This is a genomic window from Pseudomonas sp. FG13 (assembly GCF_057809755.1).
In genome coordinates, this window is the sequence record NZ_JBMDKO010000041.1 from 21,414 (window position 1) to 45,677 (window position 24,264).

Consider the following 24,264-nt stretch of genomic DNA (forward strand, 5'->3'; position numbering starts at 1 on the left):
TATTGATCCAGGAGCTGCAGGTGACTCTTGTGTACTTTGCTACGCCGCCGCAGCCTGTCGCCCTTGCGCGAGCAGCGGCACGGCGCGCACCGTATCGCCTGGCTGCACCTGCAGGCGTTTGGCGGTGAGACGGTCGATTACCAGGCTGTGACCGTTCTGATGGGCCCTGGCGCTGGTGACGCGGCAGTTTTCCAGGCGCCGATTGTGGATCAGCCAGACGGGGGCTTGTTCGTCCGGCGAGCCGACGTCCAGGACCAGTGACTGGCTGTCGCGGATGCTGCGGATATTCGAGACCGACGCTTCGATCACCGGGCCGCCATCGAAAATGTCGATGTAACCCTTATGGCTGAAACCTTCAGCGCCGAGAATCTTCAAGGCCGGCTCGGTATTCGGGTGGGCCTTGCCGATCACGGCCTGGGCCTGTTGAGTGAGCAGGCAGGTGTACAGCGGCTGGCGCGGCATCAACTCGGCGATGAACGATTTGTTGCCCATGCCGGATAACTGATCCGCGTAGCTGAAGTCTTTCTGGAAAAAGTGACGTCCCAGGCTGTCCCAGAACGGCGAGCAACCGTGCTCGTCGGCATGGCCGCGTAACTCGGCGATCAGTTTTTCACCGAACAACTGGGAGAACTCTGCAACGAACAACAGGCGTGCCAAGGACAGCAGCCGCCCGTTATGACCCTGGCGCTGGGCGGGATGCAGGAACAACGAGCAGATCTCCGATTGCCCGGTCATCTCGTTGTTGAGGAACAGGGTGGGGATCTGCCGCTGGATGCCCAGCTTCGGCGCCGAGCTGACCGTGACCCCGACCCGATAGTTGTACCACGGCTCACGCAGACCGACCGCGCCGGTCAGGGCGCTGATCCCGACCACTTGCCGGTCATCGTCCTCGAGTACGAACAGGTAGTCGGCGTCGGCCCGCTCGACTTGTCCGGCAAAGGTGCGCTGGGCCCAGCGTATGCGATGGGCCAGGCGTTCTTCATTGGCCGGCAGGCTGGTGAATCCCGGGCCTGCGCAGCGGGCGAGGTCCAGCAATGAAGGCAGGTCGGTGATGGCGACCGGACGGACAATCATCATGCAGCTCCTTCACTGTGTCGGCCTGGGACACGACGTTGCGTGATGTTCATAAGGCAACCACCCGGATTTGTTGCCCGTCGGTGATGTCCAGCGCGGCGAGCATCCCGGGTGTCAGGGCTATGCTGTCCTCGGTGCCGACATCCAGTTCAGCCACGATCGCCCGGTAGTTTCCAAGGTTGTCGTTGCTCACCAGGTAGCGACCCCGGGCATCAATCTGCGGGCTCTGCCGGGCCGAAGCCATACGACTCTCGGCGATGGAGCGGATATTCGCGATGCGGGCGTGCAGCGTCGGTCCACCGTCGAAGAGGTCCACGTAGCTGTTGGTTTCAAAACCCTCGCGCGCCAGGATGTCGAAGGCTTCCTGGCCGTCAGGGTGCACCTGGCCGATACAGGCTTGGGCCGCAGGCGGCAGCATGGGGACATAAATGGGGTACTGGGGCATCAGCTCGGCAAGGAAATTGCGGCTCTGCAGGCCGCACAAGCGTTCAGCTTCGGCGTAAGGCAAGTCGAAAAAATGCTGGCCGATGGCGTCCCAGAACGGCGATTGGCCGTCTTCGCTGCTGAAACCGACGAGTTGCGTGATGACCGAATCAGCGAAGCGTGGCGGGTGAGCGGCGATGAACAGCAGCCGGGCTCGGGACAGCAGCTCGGACTCCGGCGTGCGCACCCGTTCGGCGTCGATGTGGAAACCGCGCAGCAGCGTCTGGCCATTGAGGTCCTGGCACAGCGACAGGGCCGGCACGCCGTGGCGGATGTTCAGCTCCCGGGAGGCGCTGGAGAATGGTCGGTTGCGCAGGCTGTAGAATGGTTCGTTGCACCCGGTGCTGGCGAGAATTTCCGAACAACCCACCAGGCGCCCGGACGCCAGGTCTTGCAGCACGAAAAAATAATTTTCTCCGCCCGGGCTCTGCACGTCGGTGTCGAAGGACGCACACGAATCGAGAATTTTTTCCCGCAGGCACTCGGTATCGTCTGGAAGCGAGGTGACCCCCACCAGGCTGTCACGGGCCAGCTGCTGCAGTTGTTGCAGATCGCTTAACTGAACTGGACGTAAGGCCAGCATGGATTGCACTCCTGTTCCAGGGGCCCGGTGACTGCACCGGGCTTGACGATCACTGTCGATGTCCACGCGTTGTAACGCTTACTACTACAGCCGTGGCTGGCCGATCCCTGCGACCAGCCCCGAATCTCAATGACCTGCCGGGTCGGGCAGGGCGGTGTGGCTGCCGAACTTGTTGAGCACGCACAGGTAGACCAGGCCCGCCGCAATCCAGACCAGGCCCAGCTTCTGTGCATCCACGCCCATGTTGTACATGATGGCCGCGACGATGCCGAAACCCACCAGCGGGCAGATCAGGTGACGGATCAGTTGGCCCGACCGTTGGCGGCGCCAGTAGTGGTTGATCACGGTGATGTGCAACAACATGAAGCCGCTCAAGGCGCCGAAGTTGACCAGGGAGGTCAGGGTGTCAACGGCGTCGATGAACAGGTAGCAGATCAGCAGTGACAGCACGGCCACCAGATAGATGCTCATGTAGGGCGTGTTGTGTTTCGGATGGACCTTGGCCAGTACCTTGGGCAGCTTGCCGTCCCGAGCCATGCCGAACAGCAGGCGCGACACCGCGGCCTGGGAGGTGATCGCCACCGCCACGCCCCACGCCAGCGCCGTGGCGACGGCGGTCAGGGTGGCCAGCCAACTGCCGGCCGCCAGTTCGGCGATTTCATAGAAGGCGGTGTCGGCGGACTTGAAGCCCATGCCCGCCGCCAGGTCCGTGGCGATCCAGGTCTGGACCACGAAAATCGCGCCCATCACCAGCAAGGTCACCAGTGCTGCCTTGCCGATGCTGCGTCCCGGGTCACCCTTGATTTCTTCGGCCAGGGTGGAGATGGCGTCGAACCCGAGGAACGACAATACGGCGATCGACACGGCTTGCATCAGCAGGGCGAAGTTGAAGTGCTCCGGGCTGTACAGCGGCGCCAGGGTCATCTGGCCGTTACCGGCCCCACCGTGCAGGGCATTCCAGGCGTAGAACAGGAAAATCCCCAGCACCACCAATTGGGCCAGCAGGAAAATGATGTTCATCCGCGCTGTGAAGGTGATGCCCCGCAGGTTGACGAAGGTCGCACTCACCAGGAACGCGAGGATGAAACCGACCTTGGGAATGTCCGGATACAGGTGATTCAGCGCCATGGCGGCGTAGACATAGAGCAGCGGCGGGATCAGCAGGTAATCCAGCAGCATCAACCAACCGGCAATGAAGCCGACGTGTGGGTTGAGGCCTCTCTGGGCGTAGGAATAGACGGAACCGGCCACCGGGAAGGCCCGGGCCATGCTGCCGTAGCTCAGTGCGGTGAACAGCATCGCCACCATGCCGATGATGTACGCCAGCGGGACCATCCCCGGCGCCTCGGCGTTCACGTAGCCATACACACCAAACGGTGCGATGGGGATCATGAAGATCATCCCGTAGACCACCAGGTCCGTGAGCGACAGGCTGCGCTTCAATTCCTGTTTGTAGCCAAATGCCTCGATACTCACAAGCCGTTCTCCTTTTCAGCCAATCATTGATTTTGTTTTTTCTATCGTTTGTTGCTGCTCGTTACAGCAGCGGCGCCAGGTAGGCGCTCCAGGTGCGCACCGCCTCGGGACTGCGCAGCAGGTCGTTGCGCACTTCGATCAACACCGAGTCCAGGCCGCGACCATCGCCGTGGACCGGGACCGTCATGTCGCTCAACGGGTTGATCCGGTAGGGCTGGTTGCCTGCCACCCGCAGCGAATGCCGGCTCAGCCCATCGACAATGCGCTGGGCGTAGTCCGCGGCTTCGGCGAACAGCACGCCTGCTTCCAGTGCGCGAGGCTGGCCGTAGAACACGGGGGTGAAACTGTGGATGCCCACCACTCGCGTCGGTCGGTTGTCGGCCAGGCGCTGGTCGATCAGCGACCGCAACCGGTCATGGAACGGGTGGAACAGGCATTGCTGGCGATACTGCCGAGTGGCTTCGTCCAGGGACTGGTTGCCCGGGACCTGGTAGATCTCGCTCTGGGGCGGGACGCTGTCCGGCACGTGGAGCGGGCGATTCAGGTCGATCAGCAGGCGGGAATAGTTGGCCGCCAGCAAGGTTGCGCCGAGCGTCTCGGACAGACGTTCTGCCAGCGCCAGGGCACCGATGTCCCAGGCAATGTGTTCATTGGCCGCCGTCTCGTCCAGGCCCAGGTCATTCAATGCGGCAGGGATGAAGCGGCTGGCGTGTTCGCACACCAATATCAATGGGTGCTCGGCGTTCTCCCGGATCAGCCGGTAGGGCGGCTCGGTGTAAAGCCCCGACTCGGCGCACTCAATAGATTCGCGCATAGTGCTCACATCGCTCGGCAGGTGACAGCGCTTGGGTCAAGGCCAGTTCCTGAGCCTTCAAGGCGAAGTAGGTTTCGACCAGCGGGCCGGGCAGGGCATCCAACAACGCTCCGCTGTGACGCAGGCAATCCAGTGCCTGGGCCAGGGTGGTCGGCAGGGCGATAATGCCACGAGTTCGACGTTCTTCCTCAGTCAAGTCGTCGGGTATTTCATCGGTGACGGCATTGAGCGCCAGCCGTTGCTCGATGCCCAGTCGTCCAGCGATCAGCAAGGCCGCCATCGCCAGGTGTGGTGACGCGGTGGCGTCCATGGCGCGGAATTCCAGGTTGTACTGGTTCGCCAGCGGCTTGCCCCCCAGGCTCACGGTCGGACAGATGCGCAGCGCCGCTTCGCGGTTGCGCTGTCCCAGGCAAGCGTAGGATGCGCTCCAATGATGGGGTTGCAGGCGCTCGTAGGAGACCGGCGTCGGCGCGGTCAGCGCGCACAGCGCCGGCAGATGCTGCAGCACACCGGCGGCCCAGTGTCGACCGAGGCTGGACAAGCCGTTGCTGCTCGCGCTGTCGTGGAGCACGGGATCGCCATCCAGGTCTTGCAGGCTCAGGTGCAGGTGTACGCCGTTGCACACGGCCTCTGCCGAAGTCTTGGCCGCGAAGCTCGCCTCCAGGCCCATCTGCCGGGCGATCTCGCGGGTGATTTCCCGCACGTTCACCGCGCGATCGGCGGCGGCGACGCCCAGGGTCGGGCGACAGGTGATTTCATATTGATGCTTGCCGTATTCGGGCAGGAACATTTCCGGTTCGACGCCCCCGGCCCGCAGGGCACTGAGCAGCCACCCGGCGAACCCGGCCTGCTGGCGCTGGGCCTGGAGGCTGAAGGCCAGACGATCGGGTTGGGGCAGGGGAGATTTGAGATTGAATTCATGCTCGAACGCGGCGAAGACCTGCAAGCCCAACTGGGTGCGATAGCGTTCCACTTCGTCATGCAGCAGCGTGCGTGGGCAAGCGCTCCAGGGCCGGCCATCCGTCTCGCGCACGTCACAGTGGATGAAATCCAGCGCCGGGGCCGCGGCGTCGGGGCCGTTGCCGATGGTGACCCGGCTGGACAGGTCCGGCACCAGCCGCAGGTCGCCATACGCCCCCCAGGGATTGGTCGATGCAATGATGTCCTGGGGCGTCAGCGCGCTGTTGGCCGGTACCCAGCCACAACCGGCAGTGACGTAGTGAGGCAGTTCATCGCTGGGAAACGAGCGCCCTCGGGTCACGCCGATCAGGTCGGTGCTCACCAGCGTGGTGACGGGCAGCGGAGTGAGCGTTGCGGCTTCGAGACGGCTCATGGTTGCATCTCCTGCAAGCGACCGAGCACGGTGTCGGTGTCGCTGATCCAGCAATAACCCTTGATAGCGTTCAGGCAGGCCAGGTGACGCTGTTCGGTGTACGTGGCGCAGGCATCTTCCACCAGGGTGACCAGATAACCGCGGTCGGCGGCGTCGCGCACGGCCATGTCGACGCATTGGTCGGTGACGATGCCAGCGACGATCAGGTGTCGGACCTGCAGGTTGCGCAGCACGTAGTCGATATTGGTGGAGTTGAAGACCCCCGAGGAGGTCTTGGGCAGCACGATCTCGTTTTCCAGGGGCGCCAGCTCGGCGATGATCTGCGCCTGCGGGCTACCCTTGGGCAAGTGCATGTCCGACAGCTTGTGGTCCAGGGAGCGGTCGCGGCCATCGGCGGTGAGGCTTTCGATATGGGTGTGCAACACGTTCTGCCGGGCTGCACGCACTCCGTCGAGCAGCCGTTGCTGGTTGGGAATCACAGTCTGGCGGGCGCGGCGGATAAAATAGCCGGCCTCGGGTGTGTCCAGGTGCGCATCGAACTGCGGTTCCAGCCAGGCGCGTTGCATGTCGACCAGCAGCAATGCCGTGTGGTCGCGGGTGAACGGCAGATCCCGAGGGGAGCGGTGAGGGAGCGAGAACATCCTTATTTTTCCTCCAACAGATGCGTGTTGAACTCGGTGCGCAAGGCATCGATACCGTCCAGGCGCTCGGCCAGGCCAGGGCATTGCAACGTCAGGCAGGCGACCAGCGCTTCGACCTGAGCCAGTGCCGGTACCAGGCTATCGAAGGCTGAGACTGACTCCACCGGCGCGCTGATAATCAGGTCGGCCAGTTCGCGCAATGGCGAGGCATAGATATCGCTGAACAGCACGACTCGGGCATGGCGTTCCTTGGCCGCGCTGGCAACACGAAGGGCCTGGGCCTGGTAGCGACGATAATCGAAAATCAGCACCACATCCTGGCGCTGCACATCGAACAGCCGATCCGGCAGTTGGGCGTTGTCTTCCAGGGCAAAACAGCCGGCCCGCAGCAGGCGCAGGTGATTCAACAGGTAATGGGCGAGGAAGCTGCTGAAGCGTCCGCCGAAGCAATGCACCTGGTGCCGGGTGTCGAGCAGCCACTGCACGAGAATGCGCACGTCTTCGGGCTGGGTCAGGACTTGGGTTTCCAGGATGCTGCGCTGGCTGGCCAGCAGATACTGGCTCCAGGTGTCACCTTGTTGCAACTTGATCCGAGGCTGCAACATCGTGCGGGGAGAGCGCAGTCGGTGGTCCATGTCGACCAGCAACGCATCCTGGAACTCGGCATAGCCGCCGAATCCAAGTTTTTTGACCAGCCGCACGATGGTCGGGTCGCTGACGCCGGCATGTTCGGCCAGGCGCGACATCGGACCGAGGCCGTTGCGCGGGTAATGATCAAGCAGAGCACGTACGACCTTGCGTTCCGACGGCGTCAAGATCAAGCCGGGATCGGTAATAAGGTCCCTGAGAGGCGGCATCCGTGCTCCTTGCTGGATGGGGTGTTGAATATCTTTCATAACTCCTGAAAACAGTATTTATGTAGCGACTACTACATGTCCAGCGGTTTTTACGTTTCGTTTAAAATGCCCAAAAATGGTGCGAAAGTCCTGTAGGGCGGGGTCCAGGCTTGGATGGCGTGGTATGTCAGCCAATGCTTTTTTCCGTGTCAGACATAACGACTTTTTGTCTCGGATATTTGATTTCATATAAGGTGCCTACACGAAAATATCCCAGTATCCACCCCCGTTAGTGTGAGCGTCCCGCGTGCAAGCCACTCGTCTGACCTTGATCAGCCATGCCCGAACCGTCGCTCAGAAACAGGCGCGTTTCGCGCTGGACGAATCACTGGACGCAGACTGGCTCGCCAGGCGCCCGGAGGCTGGTCACGGGTATCGAAACGTCGGGCACGTCCTGTGCGGGCCTGAGCTGCGCACCCGCCAGACCGCGGCATTGTTTGGCGACGAATTCCGGGTGGTCCAGGCCCTGGCCGATTGTGATCTGGGACGGTGGCGCGGGTTATCCATCGAGGCGTTGCTCCAGGCCGAACCGGAACACCTGCAAGCCTGGCTCGATGATCCTCATGCGATTCCCCATGGCGGTGAGTCCATCGACCGGCTGTGCCGCCGTGTCGGGGACTGGTTGGCAAGCCTGGAAAATGAACCGGGGCACTTGCTGGCCATCACTCATCCGTTCGTGATCCGGGCGGCCCTGATGAACGTGTTGCAATGCCCTGCAGCCGCCTTCAACCGGATCGACGTCGAACCGTTGTCTTCCCTTGAGTTGCGTTTCAACGGGGTGTGGCGCTTGCGCACCCAGGAGTTGCGGGCATGAAGAAGCTTTCAGTCATCGGTATCGGCGCCGGTGATCCGGATTACCTGACGATGCAAGCGGTGAAGGCCCTGAATCGGGTGGATGTGGTTTTTCTCATGGACAAGGGCCCCGCCAAGCACACACTGCTGGACCTGCGGCGTGACATCTGCGCGCGCTACATCGTTGATCGTCCCTATCGTTTCGTTGAAGCCAGCAGTCCCGAACGCCACCGCGGCGATCCGGACTACACCGGCAGTGTCGAAGAGCTGAACCGTGCGAAGCAGGCGACCTTCGAAAGATGGATCAATGAAGAACTGTCCGACGGGCAGTGCGGCGGCTTCCTGGTATGGGGCGATCCGTCGTTGTACGACAGCACCGTCCGCATCCTGCAGACCCTTCTTGAGACGGGGCGCTGCATTTTCGAGTTCGAGGTGATTCCGGGTATCACCAGCGTCCAGGCCCTCGCGGCGCAACACAAAGTACCGTTGAGCAGCATTGGCGGCGCGTTGGAGATCACCACCGGGCGGCGGCTGGCGGCGGGCCAGGTGGGGGATGCGGTGAGTGTGGTGGTGATGCTCGATGCCGAGGATGCGTACCGCCAGGTGAGCGATCCCGATACGCATATTTATTGGGGCGCCTACCTGGGGACGCCGGATGAGCTGCTCATCGCCGGTCGGTTGGGGGATGTGGTCGATGACATCGAGCGTACCCGCAAGGCGGCGCGGTTGGCGAATGGGTGGATCATGGACACCTATTTACTGCGCAAGCGTTGATATCCGAATGGCGCCGCTGCATCAATTTTGTGGCGAGGGGATTTATCCCCTCGCCACAGATAAATCTCCTCTTCACAACGGTGCTCGCCAGTTTTGATCGCTGATCATCTGGCTTCACCCCGCCCAAACCGCTCCCGATACACCGACGGCGCCAGCCCCACCACGCTGCGGAACGCCACGCGAAAGCTTTCCACCGAGCGGTAGCCGCACAGCTGCGCGATGTTGTCGGTTTTGTCCTGGGTGCTTTCCAGCAGTTCGCGGGCGCGGGCCAGGCGCTCGTGCTGCAGCCAGGCCTTGGGCGACAGCCCGCAGGCCTGGGTAAAGCGGCGCAGGAACGTCCGTTCGCTCATGGCCGCCTGGCTGGCGAGTTCGCGCACGCCGAGGGGCTCATGCAGGTGTTCACGGGCCCACTGCATGACTCCGGACAGATCGCTACGCGGGGTGCGGCTGACCGGCGACGGAATGAACTGCGCCTGGCCGCCGGTGCGTTGCGTCGGCATCACCAGTCGGCGCGCCACGGTGTTGGCGACCTGGGCGCCGAAGTCTCGCGCCACCAGATGCAGACAGGCATCGATGCCGGCTGCACTGCCGGCCGAGGTGATGACCTGGCCCGAATCCACGTACAGCACGTCCGGATCTACCAGGATGGCCGGAAAGTTTTCGGCCAATTCATCGGTGTAGCGCCAGTGGGTCGTGGCCCCCAGACCGTCCAACAGCCCGGCGGCCGCCAACACGAATGCCCCGGAGCAGATCGACAGCAGGCGCGCACCTCGGGCATGGGCTTTGCGCAGTGTTTCCAGCAAGTCCTCGGACGGTGGCTCGCTGCGACTGCGCCAGCCGGGGATCACGATGGTCCGGGCCGTATCCAGCAGCTCCATGCCACCGTCGGCCAGCACCTGGAAGCCGCCCATGGCGCGCAACGGGCCGTCATCGACGGCGACGATCCTGTGTTCATACCAAGGGAAATCGAATTCGGGTCGGGCCAGTCCGAAAATCTCGACGGCAACGCCGAATTCGAATGTGCACAAGCCGTCATAGACGAGGACGGCGACCAGGCCGGGGGAGGGCTGCATTTGGCGGAAAATTCCCACTGAGTGTCTTGTGCGCCACTTTAGCGGTTAGCATAGGGCGGATAAAGTCTCCTTACGCCCCCATCCCCCTTGGAGTATCCACAATGCCCAGCCCGGTTAGCGAAGTGCCTGCTGCTCCGTCTGACATTGCCTTGCAGCATTTCAGCCGTCGTCTGATGTTCGAAACAGATTGTTCCGACGTTCATGCCAGCCAACAGGCCGGCGAGGTCGATTTTGTGCTGGTGGATGTCCGCGGGGCCCTGGCCTATGAGCGCGGTCATGTGCCAGGCGCGATCAATATCCCGACGCGTTCGCTCACCGCCCAGACGCTGGCCGCTTATCCAACAAACACGCTGTTCGTGGTTTATTGCGCGGGGCCGCACTGCAACGGCGCGAACAAGGCGGCGGTCCGCCTGGCGACCCTGGGCTATCCGGTCAAGGAAATGATCGGCGGTGTCATGGGCTGGCTCGACGAGGGTTTTCGCCTGACCGGCCTGGTGGAGCGGGTGGCGGACACGGCGGTCAGCTGCGACTGCTGAGTTTTTGCAGCGATCTGCTGTGGCAAGGGACTTGCTCCCTCGCCACAGCAGTTGTCCTGTCAGGTTTTTCGCAAACTTCAAGGACATCGGACACACCTGGTTATTTTTATAACTATTTGTCGCCTCAACACAATCTCCCCTCTGAGTGCCCCTCTAGACTCCCGGCCACTTCGGTTTTTGCCAACCGAACGCTGCCTACGATCTGCCAATAAAAAACCTGCGCACTCAGGAGCAAAAATGAAGAAGCTAGCAATGTTCGGTGCCCTGGCACTGTCCGTATTGTCCTTGTCGGCCATGGCCGCTGACGCCCAGCCGTTGCGCCTCGGGATCGAAGCCGGTTACCCACCTTTCTCGATGAAGACCCCTGACGGCAAACTGGCCGGTTTCGATGTCGATATCGGTGATGCGTTGTGTGAGCAGATGAAGGTCAAGTGTGTCTGGGTCGAGCAGGAGTTCGATGGCCTGATCCCGGCGTTGAAGGTGAAGAAAATCGACGCGATCCTGTCGTCCATGACCATCACCGACGACCGCAAGAAAAACGTCGATTTCACCATCAAGTACTACCACACCCCGGCACGCTTCGTGATGAAGGAAGGTTCCGGGATCAAGGACCCATTGACCGAACTCAAGGGCAAGAAGGTCGGTGTGCTGCGGGCCAGTACCCATGATCGTTTCGCCACCGAAGTGCTGGTGCCGGCGGGCATCAACCTGGTGCGCTACGGCTCCCAGCAGGAAGCCAACCTGGACATGGTCGCCGGTCGTCTCGATGCCATGCTGGCCGATTCGGTCAACCTCGACGATGGCTTCCTGAAAACCGATGCGGGCAAAGGCTTCGCATTCGTTGGCCCAACCTACGACGATCCGAAGTACTTCGGCGGCGGTGCCGGCATTGCCGTGCGCAAGGGTGATCAGGCCCTGGCCGAGAAATTCAACGCCGCCATCACCGAAATCCGTGCCAACGGCACGTACAAGAAAGTGCAGGACAAGTACTTCGCCTTCGACATCTACGGGCATTGATCGTTGAAACCAAGGTGGCCCACCGTTGACGCGGTCGGCCACCTTTTTCATGGGCGATTGTTTTACCCTGCGCGATGAGCGCTTTCGTATCTGGAGATTTCATGCAACGCATCGACCATACCCTGCCATGGAGCCACCTCGGCACCGAACGTCGGCTCAGTGTGTTTCGTTATGGCCATGGCCCACGCAAGGTTTACATCCAGGCCAGCCTGCACGCCGATGAGTTGCCCGGCATGCGCACGGCTTGGGAGCTGAAGCAACGGCTCAACGCGCTTGAGGCCCAGGGTTTGCTCAAGGGCGTGATCGAGCTGGTGCCGGTGGCCAACCCCATCGGCCTGGATCAACATCTGCAAAGCGCCCACATGGGGCGTTTCGAGTTGGGCAGCGGCAAGAACTTCAACCGCTCCTTCGTGGAGCTCAGCGCCCCGGTGGCGCAACGTGTCGGCGACCGATTGGGTGACGATCCGGCGGCCAATATCACCTTGATCCGCCAGACCATGCTCCAGGTCCTGGACGATTTGCCGGCAGCCCCTTCGCAGCTCGAAGCCCTGCATCGTCTCCTGCTGCGCCATGCCTGCGATGCCGATATCACCCTCGACCTGCACTGCGATTTCGAGGCAGCCATTCATCTGTACGCCTTGCCGCAACAATGGCCGCAGTGGCGCTCCCTGGCTGCACGGTTGAAAGCCGGCGTGGCGTTGCTGTGCGAGGACTCCGGCGGCAGTTCGTTCGACGAATCCTGCTCCACCCCCTGGTTGCGTCTGGCCAGGGCTTTTCCCGAGGCGGCGATCCCGCCGGCCAACCTGGCGACCACCCTGGAACTGGGGAGCATGGGCGACACGCGGGTGCATCAGGCCCAGGCCAATTGCGAGGCCATCCTCGGGTTTCTCGCCGAGCAGGGTTTTATCGGCGGCGATTGGCCGTCGGTGCCAGCCCAATGCTGTGAAGGATTTCCTTTCGAGGGCACCGAGTACCTGTTCGCGCCGCACCATGGCGTGGTGAGTTTCCTGCGCGAGGCGGGTGAATGGGTGGAGCGGGGCGACCCCTTGTTCGAAGTGGTCGACCCGTTGGATGATCGGGTTACCACGGTACGGGCCGGCACCAGCGGCGTGCTGTTCGCCCTGGACCGTGGGCGTTATACCCAGCCCGGGATCTGGCAGGCGAAAGTGGCGGGACGTGAGCCGATACGCACCGGGAAATTGACCAACGACTGAAAAGTGCTGTCTACCTCACCGTACGGCCCTTGCCATGGGCTATCGAATGATGGAGGAAGATCAATGTTCAAAGCGTTCGCCCTGTTCCTGTTGCTGGTCTCGTCCGGGTTGCAGGCCCAGCCCTCGCTGCACACGGACTTGCCACTCAGTTATCTGGCCCAGGCCGACGAGCAGGCCAGGGACCGGCCGCTGGTGATATTCCTGCATGGTTCCGGCAGCAACGAACAGGATCTGTTCGAGCTCAGGGACGAGCTGCCCCAACACTACAACTACCTCTCGGTGCGGGCGCCGAAGACCATGGAGACCGGTCATTACCAGTGGTTTGCGAAGCGGGGCGAGGGCGCCTATGACGGCGACACCTCGGACTTGAAGGCCAGCGGCCAGATGCTGCTGGATTTCATCGAAAAGGCCCGGGCCAAATACCCGACGGATGCCAGCCAGGTCTATCTGGTGGGCTTTAGCCAGGGCGCGATGATGAGCTACGAAGTCGCCCTGCGACACCCCGAAGCCGTCGGTGGTATCGCGGCGATGGGCGGGCGGGTTCTGTCCGTGCTGCAAGCCGAGCTGACCCCCGACGAATCGCGGCGGTCGCTGGCGGTGTTCATCGGCCACGGCACGGCAGACCCGATCATCCCCTACCACGATGGCACCGAAGCCGACACGTTCCTGAAGACCTTGGCCCTGGAGCCGGAGTTTCATGCCTATCCGGGTGTCGGGCATACCATCAGTGCCTTGGAAGCGCAGGACCTGCGGGCCTGGTTGGAGCGGCTCAATCCCTAGCGGTTTCAGGTTGAATCTCTGTTGCATGGGCTGACGCTATCGCGAGCGGGCTCGCTCCCACATTTGCTCCCGGGCGTTCACACGATTTATGCCCACCGCAAAACCCTGTGGGAGCGAGCCTGCTCGCGATGACGTCGGCACATCCAACATCAAGGCAGGCAGACCCACCGCCTTCGCGAGCAAGCCCGCTCCCACTCCTGGGTTCAGGCCTTCGCAGGATTCATGTCACACCGAAGCCCCCCTGTGGGAACGGGCTCGCTCGCGAATGAAGCAACGCGGTCCCTCAGGCACTCCGCGCCCAGGCCATCACTTGCCGCTGGCGATCTGTTTCACCAACGCTTCATGACCGTTCTTGTCACTGGCCCGGGAGATGATCTGCACCACGGCCATGCGTGTGCCGGAGGCTCCCAGCAATGTGGTGTCGAGGGTCGGCCCGCCGCCCTGGGTGGCGCTGGTGTCGAGTTGACGCAGGCCCAGGCCACTGCCTTTGAGGGCCAGGCTTTTTTCGCTGAGGATCTTGGCATCCGGCAAGGCTTTGCTTCGCTGGGCGGCGAAGCCGGCCATGGTCGTGTCGAGAAACGCAGCATCGTCATCCTTCACCTTCGCACCATTGACGATGGTGTTTTCAGCCGTGATCACCACGGTTCTGCTGGTGGCATTGCTGTACATGGTCCCCGTCGCCCCTGCCGTGCCCTGGGCGGCATCGCCGGCAGGCAGGGCAGTCGCGGTGAAACCCTTGGGCAAGGTAAAGACAAATTTGCCACCCAGCATCGATACTTTCTGAGCCGGCAGATCGCCGGCGGCTTTAGCCGGGGCCGAATAGGCAGGCACGACAACCAGACTGGCAACGGCTGTCAGCAACAGTGCAGCAGTGTGTTTTCTCAGCAATGACATTGAAACTCTCGGCGTGGAGGGCGTGTTTGGAAGCCGATCATCCCACGGGCATCGCGCCGGACTCCAGTGCTGCGAAGGCTTCCAGACGCGTCAGTCAGGCTCGACATCCAGCTGCAGGCTGCCATCGGCCAGGCGCTCGGCGCGCCGGACGATCCCACTGATCCGCCGCCCCTCGGCAGTGAACACCACGATCTGGGCCTTCTCCAGATCCTCCGGCAGCGGTGGCCGGATGTGCAGCGCGAACCATGGCGGCTCACCGTCATCGAGGCGTTTGACATCGAACTGACAGTCGACGCTTTTGGTTTCCCGACCGAACAGCGTGTCGAGGCCGTAATCCAGGTGGGTGCTGTCGGCAGCGGCGGGGGAAAGGGGCATCGGCAGTCTCCTGTTGAGCACGCGGTTGATGTTCAAGTGATTCTCGCGATGAACGAAAATTCCATCGCCAATGCCCCCGATCAGAATTGATAACCTACCCCAGCATAGTACCCCCAGCCATCGGAGCGGGCGCGGAAGTTGCCATCGCCGAAGTTCAGCTCACTGCCGTCTTCCCAGTTGCCGCCGTTGTGGAAGTAACGGCCCACCAGGGTGAAGCGCAGGTGGGTGAAGGAGTACAGCAATACGTTGGTGGCAACCGTGGCGTTGGCGGTGCGCGCCGGATTGTCCTTGTGCAGATCCGAACCGAAATCGAAGTTGGTGAAGCCGATGTAAGTCAGGGATGCACCGTTGCTGAACCGGCTGATCGGCACGATGTACTTGAGTTGGGCGCGGTAGCCATCCCAGGAATATTCATTACTGGCACCGTAGTTTTCCCATTGATACCGACCGTAGAAGTTGGCCGACAGGTTGACCCTGGAATGGGTGTCGATGTCGGTGCCCAGTCCGCTGTACAAGGTGTTACCGCGATTGGCGCTGTTGCTGCCGTGGTCGTAGATCCAGTCGAACGCCACATACCATTCCTTGAACGGCCCGATGGCCAGGCTGCGGCCTGCCAGGTAGTCGATGGAAATGCGCGGTTCGTGCTCCATGAACAGCGGCGAGCCGTGGTCCCATGCGCCTTTGTCGTGGCTGTTGCCGATGTCGAAAATTTTCGGAATGTCGACGTAGCCGTACAGTTCGAACGGCCCCTTGCGGCCGAAATATTCATACTCCAGGTAGACATCGTCGACCGGTTGCGGGCCGAAGCTGATGTCCTTGCTACCGATGATCGTCAGGTTCTGATTGTACCAATCCGACAGGTAGGCGCCTTTTTTTGGCGCAGTGGCTTCGGGGCTCAGGGCTTCGCCCTGGGCAGACGCCTCGGCGGGTGCGGCGTGGGTTGCAGTGCTGAGTAATCCGGTAACGGTGGTCAGTAGCAGGGAGGCTGCGAATACGCCGGGCACGGCGCGACGCCGGGAAATGAAATGCATGGAAAGTCCTTGTTCGTGCGGGCCGAAGCCCGTGTTCCTGGATGTAAGGAAAATGGCCCGATCAGAAGGCCTTGATGGGGCTCGCAAACGTTTGCACATCCCGTACCAGTTTTCCCTGGCCATTGCGGCATGAGCACTGGAGCATCGACGTTGCTGCTAGAATCGCTCACCTTGACTGATAGGAGGTATGCCCATGAGCGAGCCCATTCGCCTGACCCAGTACAGCCACGGCGCCGGTTGCGGCTGCAAGATTTCGCCGCAAGTGCTGGAAGTGATCCTGGCCGGCAGCGGTGCGCAGAACCTCGATCCCAAGTTGTGGGTCGGCAACGCCTCCCGGGACGATGCCGCGGTGTATGCCATCGACGAAGAGCGCGGGGTGGTGTCGACCACTGACTTCTTCATGCCAATTGTCGATGATCCTTTCGATTTCGGCCGCATCGCCGCCACCAATGCCATCAGCGACATTTATGCCATGGGCGGTGATCCGCTGATGGCCATTGCGATTCTCGGCTGGCCAGTCAATGTGCTGGCCCCGGAAATCGCACGGGAAGTGATCCGTGGCGGGCGTTCAGTGTGCGACGAGGCTGGTATACCCTTGGCTGGCGGGCATTCGATCGATGCGCCTGAGCCGATTTTCGGCCTGGCTGTCACTGGACTGGTGCAAAAGCGCCACATGAAGCGCAATGACACCGCCACTGCCGGTTGCCGCCTCTACCTGACCAAACCCCTGGGCATTGGCATCCTTACCACGGCGGAGAAGAAGGGCAAATTGCGCGCCGCCGACGTTGGCCTGGCCCGGGATTGGATGTGCACCCTCAACAAGCCCGGCAGCCGCTTCGGCAAGCTCGATGGCGTGACGGCCATGACCGACGTCACCGGTTTCGGTCTGCTCGGGCATCTGGTGGAAATGGCCGATGGCAGTCAGTTGACCGCACGCATCCGCTACGATGCGGTGCCGCGCCTGCCGGGCGTCGAATACTACCTGGACCTGGGTTGCGTACCAGGCGGTACGCTACGTAACTACGACAGTTACGCCAGCAGGGTCGGCCGTGTCCAGGAGCTGCACAAGCGCGTACTGTGCGACCCGCAGACCAGCGGCGGCCTGTTGATCGCCGTGACGGCGCAAGGCGAAGGCGAGTTTCTTCAGGTAGCCGCGGAGCTGGGCTTTGCGCTGGAGCCGATTGGCGAGTTGGTCGAGCGACAGACCAACGCGGTCGAGGTGTCTTGATGAGCAACGACATTACCGATTACCGCGACATTTTCCTCAATGACCGGCCGATGATGGACACTCGCGCGCCTGTCGAGTTTCTCAAGGGGGCCTTTCCCGGCGTGGTCAATCTGCCGCTGATGACGGACATCGAGCGGCAGCGGGTCGGTACTTGCTACAAGCAACAGGGTCAGCAGGCGGCGATCGTCCTGGGGCATCAGCTGGTGTCCGGCGACACCAAGGCGCACCGCATCCAGGCCTGGAGCGACTTCGCCCGGGCCCATCCTGACGGAGTTCTGTATTGCTTTCGAGGCGGCCTGCGTTCGCAGATCGTCCAGCAATGGCTCAAGGACGAAGCCGGCATCGAATACCCCAGGGTTGGCGGCGGCTACAAGGCGATGCGTACGTTCCTGCTGGACACTGTCGAGCAGGCGGTCGCCCAGTGTGATTTCGTCTTGCTGGGCGGCATGACCGGCACCGGCAAGACCGAGATGCTGATCCAGCTGGGCAACGGACTGGACCTGGAAGGTCACGCCAATCACCGTGGTTCCAGCTTCGGCAAGCGGGCCACGGGGCAGCCTTCCAACATCGATTTCGAGAACCGCCTGGCCGTGGATGTGCTGAAGAAGCGCGCCGCCGGTATCGAGCATTTCGTGCTGGAAGATGAAAGCCGCATGGTCGGCAGCTGCGCGTTACCGTTGCCGTTGTACCAGCGCATGCAACAGGTCCCGGTGGTCTGGCTTGAAGACAGTGTGGAACGACGGGTCGAGCGGATTCTCCGTGATTACGTCATCAACCTGAGCGCCGAATTTGTCGCCGTATATGGCGAGGAAGGGTTCTCGCTGTTTTCCGAACGGTTGCTGGCGAGTTTGAACAACATCCACAAGCGCCTGGGGGGCGACCGTCATCGGCGCCTGATGGCAATCATGGAAGCCGCCTTGGCCGAGCAGGCCGATAGCGGGGCTGTCGACTTGCATCGTGGCTGGATCGACGGGTTGCTGCGTGAATATTACGACCCGATGTACGTGTTCCAGCGGGAAAAGAAGGGGAGTCGGATCGAGTTTGCGGGGGAGCAGGCGGCTGTGCTCGAGTATCTGCGTGAGCGCGCCGCCCGGACAGGATGAACCCCGGGTCAGGCGCACCGCAAGCCCTGTGGGAGCGGGCTTGCTCGCGAAGGCGTTGGGCCAGCTTGCATTGATGTTGGCTGTGCCGCCGCCATCGCGGGCAAGCCCGGCTCCCACAAGGTTTCTGGGTTATTTCAGATCAGGCGTCCACTGCCAATCCCCTGTGGGAGCGAGCCTGCTCGCGATAGCGGTGGATCATCCGGCGGTGATGTCAGGCTTGAAACCTTAAAGCAACACCGCTCCGATCAACCCGCAGACGATGCCGACCAACATGGTCAACAGCGCCACGGTCACCAGCACCCGGGCATCGAAATCCTTGCGCAGCATCAGCAGCGACGGCAGGCTGATGCTCGGCAGTGTCATCAGCAACGCCACGGCCGGTCCGGTGCCCATGCCCAGGGTCATCATCGTTTGAACGATAGGGATTTCCGCCGCGGTGGGAATCACGAACAGCGTGCCGACAACAGCCAGCGGTACCAGCCAGACCAGGCTGTCGGCCATGGCGCCATCGACATGGGGAAACAGCCAGACCCGTGCGGCGCCCAGGACCAGCACAGCCAGCACATAGACTGGAATGGTGCTCCAGAACAATTGCCACAAGGTCCGTCCCCAACGCGCCAGGAAAGGCTGCGCATCGACCGCGCTGGCCTCGGTCACGGCTTCGACGGCCGCCTCGGGTAACACGTCGGGCCGGGCGATGCGCTGGGCCACCATCGACACGCCAAACACCAGCACAATGCCCGCCACCAGTCGCAGGGCGGTGAAGCCCCAGCCCAGCACGAAGCCCATGAAGACCAGGGTCGCGGGATTGAGCACCGGATTGCCGATCCAGAAGGCCAGCGCCGCGCCCACCGAGACATTCTGCCGACGCATGCCGGCCGCCACCGGCGCCGCGCAGCATGAGCACATCATGCCGGGCAGGGCGAACAGCCCGCCGCGCAGAGTCGAGGCAAAGCCGGCCTGGCCGAACAGGCGCAACAGCCAGTCACGGGGAATCAGTACCTGCAACAGGGAGCCCAGGATCACCGCCAGCACCGCCGCTTTCCAGATCGCCAGGAAATACACCTTGGCGTAGGTCAGCGCGGCCATCAGCGGCGTGGTCTGTGCATCGTTGAGGATCGAACCGCCGATGCTGTGGTTATCGGCGGCGACAAACGCCTTGAGGTAGTAGGGCGACCATTTGACGTAGTACAGGCCGACGCAAGCCACCAGCAGGAACAGGGCGGGTTTCCACCAGAACGACCAGCCCCGAACGGGAGCGGCAGAAGATAAAGACATGGAGAAGGTCCGGGCAGTAGGGATGTAGACGCATCATACCCTGTGGCGAGGACGCTTGCTGTGGTGAGGGCGCTTGCGCCGGGCTCCGTCCTGTAGAAGCTGTCGAGTGCAACGAGGCTGCGATCTCTCCACTGACAATTGAGCCTCAAGCGAAAGATCAAAATCAGAAGATCGCGGCTTCGCCAGCTCCTACGATGCCTGCCGCTTACGTCGGACAGGTCTCCTGCCTGTTATCCAGGCCCTGCTTGTAGCTCTGGCTGGTGAGGCTGGCCTTGCCGTTGTGCCAGGTCAGGGTCAGTACGTACATCGAATCGAAATCCCCCGATTCCCAGTCTTCGGCAATGGTCTGCTTCTTGCCCACGGCCTCGCCAGCCACCTTGTTGATCAGTTCCGGCAGATAGCCGTGGGACCAGGCCGTGTAGATGGTGGCGTTGTGGTACTTGTCGTGCAGCAATTCGTCGGCCAGGGCGCTGGTGTCGTTGGCCGAGTACTCGATATTGACCGGCAAGCCGAGTTTGATCGCGCTGGGGCTGATGGTCATCAGCGGGCGAATATAGCTATAGGAGTTATCCCGCTCGCCTTCCTCAACGTTGCGGGTCGGGTTGGCCGCGAATACGTAGTCGGCCTTGCCGAACTTTTGCGGCAACAGGGTGGCCAGGTCGATGGCGCGATTGAGACCCTGGCAATTGAGTTGGCCCAGGCCGCCGGCGGGTTTTTCGGCGTGGCGCAGGAACACCAGGGTCTGGATGCCGTCGACTGGCTGGGCGCGACTGACGCTGGACTCCAGCGACAACGCCAGACCGCAGATCACGAGCAGCGTCGGCAGGATCAGCCATGAACGGCGTTGGAGGTGTCGGGTGAACTTCAGTGGGTTGATCATCGGATTATGTTCTTCGGCTGTCTCGAGTCAGGCTTCGAGTCAGGCTGACAAACCCTGGCACCGCGAAGCCTTGGCTTCGGATGTTTTCCTTGTCGTTACGCCGCTTCGATTCCTCGGGGCATTGCTCTGAGTCTCCTGAAGCCCTTTGGTTCGATCCTGCCACGGCTCTCTTCCATGAGATGGCATGAACATTAACGACAGGATGTTGCGAAATTAATAACGGCCTGCGTGAATTCTGTGACCGTCAGGAGGGTGGCATTTCCTGATGCCATCCACCCGATCCTGAATTATGCTCCAGCATTTCCCTTCCGCCATGGAGCTCCCATGCCCAATCTGCCCCAATTTCCCATCACCCAGAAATGGCCCGCCCAATACCCCGAGTGGCTCCAGCTCTACTCCCTGCCAACCCCCAACGGCGTGAAAGTCTCGATCATGCTGGAGGAGATCGGCCTGCCCTACGAACCCCACAAAGTGGACTTTGGCAGCAACGATCAGTTCTCCCCTGAATTCCTCTCACTCAACCCGAACAACAAGATCCCGGCGATTCTCGATCCCCATGGTCCGGGGGACCAGCCGTTGGCGTTGTTCGAGTCCGGGGCGATTCTGATTTACCTGGCGGACAAGAGCGGTCAACTGCTGGCCCAGGAATCGGCGGCGCGCTACGAGACGATTCAGTGGTTGATGTTCCAGATGGGCGGTATCGGGCCGATGTTCGGGCAGCTGGGTTTCTTCAATAAATTCGCTGGCAAGGACTATGAGGACAAGCGTCCTCGCGACCGTTATGTCGAGGAAAGCAGGCGTTTGCTCAAGGTACTCGATGGTCGCCTGGAAGGGCGCGACTGGATCATGGGTGAGCGCTATACCATTGCCGACATTGCCACGTTCCCATGGGTGCGCAACTTGATCGGGTTCTATGAGGCCGGCGATCTGGTGGGGATCCAGAACTTCCCCAACGTGACGCGGGTGCTGGAGCGCTTCCTGGCGCGGCCGGCCGTGGTCCGGGGTTTGAAGATTCCCGAGTGAGCAGAGCGGTGTGCGGCTCAAGGGCACTGACTTGTATCAACGGTTCGCTGAGCGTGTAAGCGGATTATTGCTCTGCCGGTAACACACTGTTTTCCAGGTGTCGTTTGTACCCGGGGTGGCCAAGGCATAAGCTTTGGCCCCCTGTGATTGCCCCCCATTTGCCCAGGAGTCCCATGTCCAGCCAGTTCCCCGAAGCACGTCCACGCCGCCTGCGTCGTAATGCCAGCCTGCGCAGTCTTTTCCAGGAAACCGAGTTCACGTTGAACGACCTGGTCCTGCCGATTTTCGTCGAAGAAGAAATCGATGACTTCGTGCCGATCAAGAGCATGCCGGGCGTGGTGCGCATTCCTGAGTCGAAACTGGCTGGCGAGATCGAGCGATATGCCCGTGCTGGTATCAAGTCGGTGATGACCTTTGGCGTGTCCCATCATCTGGACAGCGACGGCAGCGACACCTGGAACGAGCGTGGCCTGGTGTCGCGCATGGCCGCGATCTGCAAGGACGCTGTGCCGGAAATGATTGTGATGTCCGACACGTGTTTCTGTGAATACACCGATCATGGTCATTGCGGCGTGCTTCATGGGCATGAAGTGGACAACGACCTGACCCTGTTCAACCTGGGCCGGCAAGCCGTGGCAGCGGCCCGCGCCGGTGCCGATGTCATCGCTCCGTCCGCGGCGATGGATGGGCAGGTCCAGGCGATTCGCAAGGCGCTGGATGAAGCTGGCTTCAGCCAGACGGCAATCATGGCCTATTCCACCAAATTCGCCTCGGCGCTTTATGGCCCGTTCCGTGAGGCTGGCGGCAGCGCGTTGAAGGGCGACCGCAAGAGCTACCAGATGAACCCGATGAACCGTCGCGAAGCGTTGCGCGAATCCCTGCTCGATGAACAGGAAGGCGCCGATGCGCTGATGGTCAAGCCGGCCGGCGCCTACCTCGATATCATCCGTGACATTCGCCAGGCGTCGAACCTGCCGTTGTCGGCGTATCAGGTCAGTGGCGAATACGCGATGATCAAATTCGCCGCCCAGGCCGGCGCCATTGACGAAGCCCGAGTGGTGCGAGAAAGCCTTGGCGCGATCAAACGGGCGGGAGCGGATTTGATCTTCACCTACTTTGCGATGGACCTGGCACTGAGCGGCATCTGATCCAACCATTCCCCTGTGGGAGCGAGCCTGCTCGCGATAGCGGTGGGTCAGCGTGCATCGATGTTTTGTGTGCCACCGTCATCGCGAGCAAGCCCGCTCCCACAGTGCTTCAGGGTGTTCACAGACATCGAATCTACCGCAGATCCCTTGTGGGAGCGAGCCTGCTCGCGATAGCGGTGGGTCAGTTTGCATCGATGTTGATTGTGCCGCCGTCATCGCGAGCAGGCTCGCTCCCACAATGTTTAAGGGTGTTCACCGAACTCGAATCCACCCCAGATCCCATGTGGGAGCGAGCCTGCTCGCGATAGCGGTGGGTCAGTTTGCATTGATGTTGTGTGTGCCACCGTCTTCGCGGGCAAGCCGGGCTCCCACATGGGTTTTCCGGTGGTTACCGAGCCGGTTTTATCCGTGTGGCAAACGACGGAATATAGCCTGTCCCAGCTTTTGATCGTATGGTGCTCTGGAGTACAAACCTGATGGAGCCCTATGCCTTTCAATCGATGGTTGTTCATTCTCCCGGCGCTGCTGGTCCTGGCCGGTTGTGGCAGTCGTCAGGTCCAGGAGCCCGAGCGCCAGCCCGCCGAGGTCAAGGCGCAGATCGTGCGGTTGTTGCCGGCCAAGACCGCGGATCGCGAAGGCTGGGCCACGGATATCTATGATGCGTTAACCGCGCAGCAGATCCCGCCTACGACGCAGAATATCTGTTCGGTACTGGCTGTCGCTGAGCAGGAGTCGACATTCCAGGCCGACCCCACGGTGCCGGGACTGGGCAAGATTGCCCGGCAGGAAATCGATCGCCGTGCGGCGAAGTTGCATATTCCCGGGCTATTGGTCAGCGGCGCACTCCAGGTGCGTTCATCCAACGGCAAGAGTTACAGCGACCGGCTCGCCGCGGTGCGCAGCGAAAAGGAGCTGAGCGGCATTTTCGATGATTTCATTGGCATGGTGCCGTTGGGCAAAACGTTGTTCGACGGTTTCAACCCGGTGCACACCGGCGGGCCGATGCAGGTCAGTATCGCCTTCGCCCAGGCCAATGCCCGACATTATCCTTATACGGTGGAGGGGTCGATTCGCCAGGAAGTGTTCAGCCGGCGCGGTGGGATGTACTTCGGCATTGCGCATTTGCTGGGGTATCCGGTGAGCTACACCGAGCCGCTGTATCGCTTCGCCGATTTCAATGCCGGTTGGTACGCCAGCCGCAACGCGGCGTTCCAGCATGCCGTGAGTCGCGCCTCAGGCATTTCTCTCGCCCTCGACGGTGACCTGATCCAGCATGACTCCATCATGCCCGGCAGCACCGAGCTGGCGGTGCGCACGCTTGGGAAATCGTTGGGAATGCGTAACCCGACCATTCGCGATCAGTTGGAGCAGGGCGACAGCCTGGCATTCGAGGACAGTAAACTCTACAAGCGCGTCTTCGAACTGGCTGAAAAGGCCGAGGGTAAGCCGTTACCTCGTGCGGTGTTGCCGGGGATCGTACTCAAGAGCCCGAAAATCACCCGCAAGCTGACCACTGCATGGTTTGCCAAGCGGGTGGACGAGCGCTATCAGCGGTGCATGGCGCGGTCGGCGGGACGCTAGGCTCTGTATGAAAGCCTTGATACTCAAAGCTTTTCACACAGAGCCTGGCGAACGGCGACCATGAAAAAAGCCCGGTGGATAAGACCGGGCTTTTGTCGGGCAGAGCAGGGCGGCAGGTCATGCGCGATTCTGAGTCAGGTGATCCGAACCACCTTCAGCAACGCGATTCTCGATCAAACGATCCGAACCACCTTCAGCAACGCGATTCTCGATCAAGCGATCCGAACCACCTTCAGC

General features: G+C 61.6%; 24 protein-coding genes. 11 read left to right on the forward strand and 13 right to left on the reverse strand.

The genetic code is table 11. The features are described from left to right. Positions 1–39 precede the first annotated feature (39 nt). The 7 genes from astA to ACODTO_RS23665 form a co-directional block, all read right to left on the reverse strand. On the reverse strand, positions 40–1,074 hold the full coding sequence (astA, locus tag ACODTO_RS23635) for an arginine N-succinyltransferase (RefSeq protein ID WP_464711907.1): 1,035 nt from the start codon (positions 1,072–1,074) through the stop codon (positions 40–42). Between the two features lie 49 nt (positions 1,075–1,123). Then, positions 1,124–2,140 (reverse strand): arginine N-succinyltransferase, encoded by a 1,017-nt coding sequence (locus tag ACODTO_RS23640; RefSeq protein WP_139641776.1) that lies wholly within the window; start codon positions 2,138–2,140, stop codon positions 1,124–1,126. Between the two features lie 126 nt (positions 2,141–2,266). Beyond that, positions 2,267–3,616, reverse strand: a complete 1,350-nt coding sequence (locus ACODTO_RS23645; protein WP_139641777.1) for an APC family permease — start codon at positions 3,614–3,616, stop codon at positions 2,267–2,269. Positions 3,617–3,677: 61 nt separating this feature from the next. Beyond that, entirely contained in the window at positions 3,678–4,430 is a 753-nt protein-coding gene (locus ACODTO_RS23650; protein ID WP_139641779.1) for an N-formylglutamate amidohydrolase, read from the reverse strand. Beyond that, entirely contained in the window at positions 4,414–5,763 is a 1,350-nt protein-coding gene (locus ACODTO_RS23655) for a glutamine synthetase family protein (protein ID WP_175361273.1), read from the reverse strand. Before ACODTO_RS23655 ends, ACODTO_RS23650 begins: the two co-directional genes overlap by 17 nt. Then, positions 5,760–6,404: a cysteine hydrolase family protein gene (locus ACODTO_RS23660; RefSeq protein WP_139641783.1), complete on the reverse strand. Its 645-nt coding sequence runs from the start codon at positions 6,402–6,404 to the stop codon at positions 5,760–5,762. Before ACODTO_RS23660 ends, ACODTO_RS23655 begins: the two co-directional genes overlap by 4 nt. Before the next feature lie 2 nt (positions 6,405–6,406). Beyond that, positions 6,407–7,261, reverse strand: coding sequence for a MurR/RpiR family transcriptional regulator (locus ACODTO_RS23665; RefSeq protein ID WP_489107127.1), 855 nt, complete (start codon positions 7,259–7,261; stop codon positions 6,407–6,409). Positions 7,262–7,547: 286 nt separating this feature from the next. On the opposite strand from ACODTO_RS23665, the gene ACODTO_RS23670 reads away from it, so the two are divergent. Both ACODTO_RS23670 and cobF read left to right on the forward strand, forming a co-directional pair. Then, a complete protein-coding gene (locus ACODTO_RS23670; protein WP_139641787.1) occupies positions 7,548–8,114 on the forward strand; it encodes a histidine phosphatase family protein in 567 nt (188 codons plus the stop codon). Continuing rightward, positions 8,111–8,866 (forward strand): precorrin-6A synthase (deacetylating), encoded by a 756-nt coding sequence (cobF, locus tag ACODTO_RS23675; protein ID WP_489107128.1) that lies wholly within the window; start codon positions 8,111–8,113, stop codon positions 8,864–8,866. The genes ACODTO_RS23670 and cobF overlap by 4 nt, the downstream gene beginning before the upstream one ends. A gap of 104 nt (positions 8,867–8,970) precedes the next feature. Here the strand turns inward: cobF and ftrA are convergent, their stop codons facing one another. Next, positions 8,971–9,939, reverse strand: a complete 969-nt coding sequence (ftrA, locus tag ACODTO_RS23680; RefSeq protein ID WP_175361276.1) for a transcriptional regulator FtrA — start codon at positions 9,937–9,939, stop codon at positions 8,971–8,973. Positions 9,940–10,040: 101 nt separating this feature from the next. Between ftrA and ACODTO_RS23685 the strand changes: the two genes are divergently transcribed. The 4 genes from ACODTO_RS23685 to ACODTO_RS23700 all read left to right on the forward strand — a co-directional run bounded on the left by ACODTO_RS23685 (position 10,041) and on the right by ACODTO_RS23700 (position 13,486). Further along, positions 10,041–10,475 (forward strand): rhodanese-like domain-containing protein, encoded by a 435-nt coding sequence (locus ACODTO_RS23685; RefSeq protein ID WP_139641792.1) that lies wholly within the window; start codon positions 10,041–10,043, stop codon positions 10,473–10,475. Positions 10,476–10,712: 237 nt separating this feature from the next. Next, a complete protein-coding gene (locus ACODTO_RS23690) occupies positions 10,713–11,492 on the forward strand; it encodes an ABC transporter substrate-binding protein (protein WP_139641794.1) in 780 nt (259 codons plus the stop codon). A 101-nt stretch (positions 11,493–11,593) separates the two neighbouring features. Beyond that, positions 11,594–12,706, forward strand: coding sequence for a M14 family metallopeptidase (locus tag ACODTO_RS23695; RefSeq protein ID WP_489107129.1), 1,113 nt, complete (start codon positions 11,594–11,596; stop codon positions 12,704–12,706). A 63-nt stretch (positions 12,707–12,769) separates the two neighbouring features. Continuing rightward, positions 12,770–13,486, forward strand: a complete 717-nt coding sequence (locus tag ACODTO_RS23700; protein WP_489107130.1) for an alpha/beta hydrolase — start codon at positions 12,770–12,772, stop codon at positions 13,484–13,486. Positions 13,487–13,792: 306 nt separating this feature from the next. Here ACODTO_RS23700 and ACODTO_RS23705 read toward each other — a convergent pair whose 3' ends face one another. The 3 genes from ACODTO_RS23705 to ACODTO_RS23715 form a co-directional block, all read right to left on the reverse strand. Further along, the gene (locus ACODTO_RS23705; RefSeq protein ID WP_175361280.1) at positions 13,793–14,380 is read right to left on the reverse strand and encodes a DcrB/PsbP domain-containing protein; all 588 of its coding nucleotides are present in this window, start codon (positions 14,378–14,380) and stop codon (positions 13,793–13,795) included. A gap of 90 nt (positions 14,381–14,470) precedes the next feature. Continuing rightward, positions 14,471–14,755 carry a hypothetical protein gene (locus tag ACODTO_RS23710; RefSeq protein ID WP_489107131.1) on the reverse strand — a complete coding sequence of 95 codons (285 nt, stop codon included), beginning with the start codon at positions 14,753–14,755 and terminating at the stop codon, positions 14,471–14,473. 80 nt (positions 14,756–14,835) lie between these two features. Beyond that, a complete protein-coding gene (locus ACODTO_RS23715) occupies positions 14,836–15,786 on the reverse strand; it encodes a nucleoside-specific channel-forming protein Tsx (protein WP_489107132.1) in 951 nt (316 codons plus the stop codon). Between the two features lie 193 nt (positions 15,787–15,979). Between ACODTO_RS23715 and selD the strand changes: the two genes are divergently transcribed. Then, positions 15,980–17,014, forward strand: coding sequence for a selenide, water dikinase SelD (gene selD / locus ACODTO_RS23720; protein WP_139641808.1), 1,035 nt, complete (start codon positions 15,980–15,982; stop codon positions 17,012–17,014). Continuing rightward, entirely contained in the window at positions 17,014–18,117 is a 1,104-nt protein-coding gene (gene mnmH, locus ACODTO_RS23725; RefSeq protein WP_175385317.1) for a tRNA 2-selenouridine(34) synthase MnmH, read from the forward strand. Before selD ends, mnmH begins: the two co-directional genes overlap by 1 nt. Before the next feature lie 225 nt (positions 18,118–18,342). On the opposite strand, the gene ACODTO_RS23730 is transcribed toward mnmH, so the two are convergent. Both ACODTO_RS23730 and ACODTO_RS23735 read right to left on the reverse strand, forming a co-directional pair. Then, positions 18,343–19,395, reverse strand: coding sequence for a permease (locus ACODTO_RS23730; protein ID WP_175361283.1), 1,053 nt, complete (start codon positions 19,393–19,395; stop codon positions 18,343–18,345). 205 nt (positions 19,396–19,600) lie between these two features. Further along, positions 19,601–20,275, reverse strand: a complete 675-nt coding sequence (locus ACODTO_RS23735; protein WP_489107133.1) for a histidine phosphatase family protein — start codon at positions 20,273–20,275, stop codon at positions 19,601–19,603. Positions 20,276–20,599: 324 nt separating this feature from the next. Between ACODTO_RS23735 and ACODTO_RS23740 the strand changes: the two genes are divergently transcribed. From ACODTO_RS23740 to ACODTO_RS23750, 3 genes are all read left to right on the forward strand, one after another. After that, the gene (locus tag ACODTO_RS23740; RefSeq protein ID WP_489107134.1) at positions 20,600–21,298 is read left to right on the forward strand and encodes a glutathione binding-like protein; all 699 of its coding nucleotides are present in this window, start codon (positions 20,600–20,602) and stop codon (positions 21,296–21,298) included. A gap of 173 nt (positions 21,299–21,471) precedes the next feature. Then, positions 21,472–22,446, forward strand: a complete 975-nt coding sequence (gene hemB, locus ACODTO_RS23745; RefSeq protein ID WP_175385319.1) for a porphobilinogen synthase — start codon at positions 21,472–21,474, stop codon at positions 22,444–22,446. 486 nt (positions 22,447–22,932) lie between these two features. Then, entirely contained in the window at positions 22,933–24,027 is a 1,095-nt protein-coding gene (locus ACODTO_RS23750; protein WP_139641817.1) for a DUF1615 domain-containing protein, read from the forward strand. Positions 24,028–24,264: the final 237 nt, after the last annotated feature.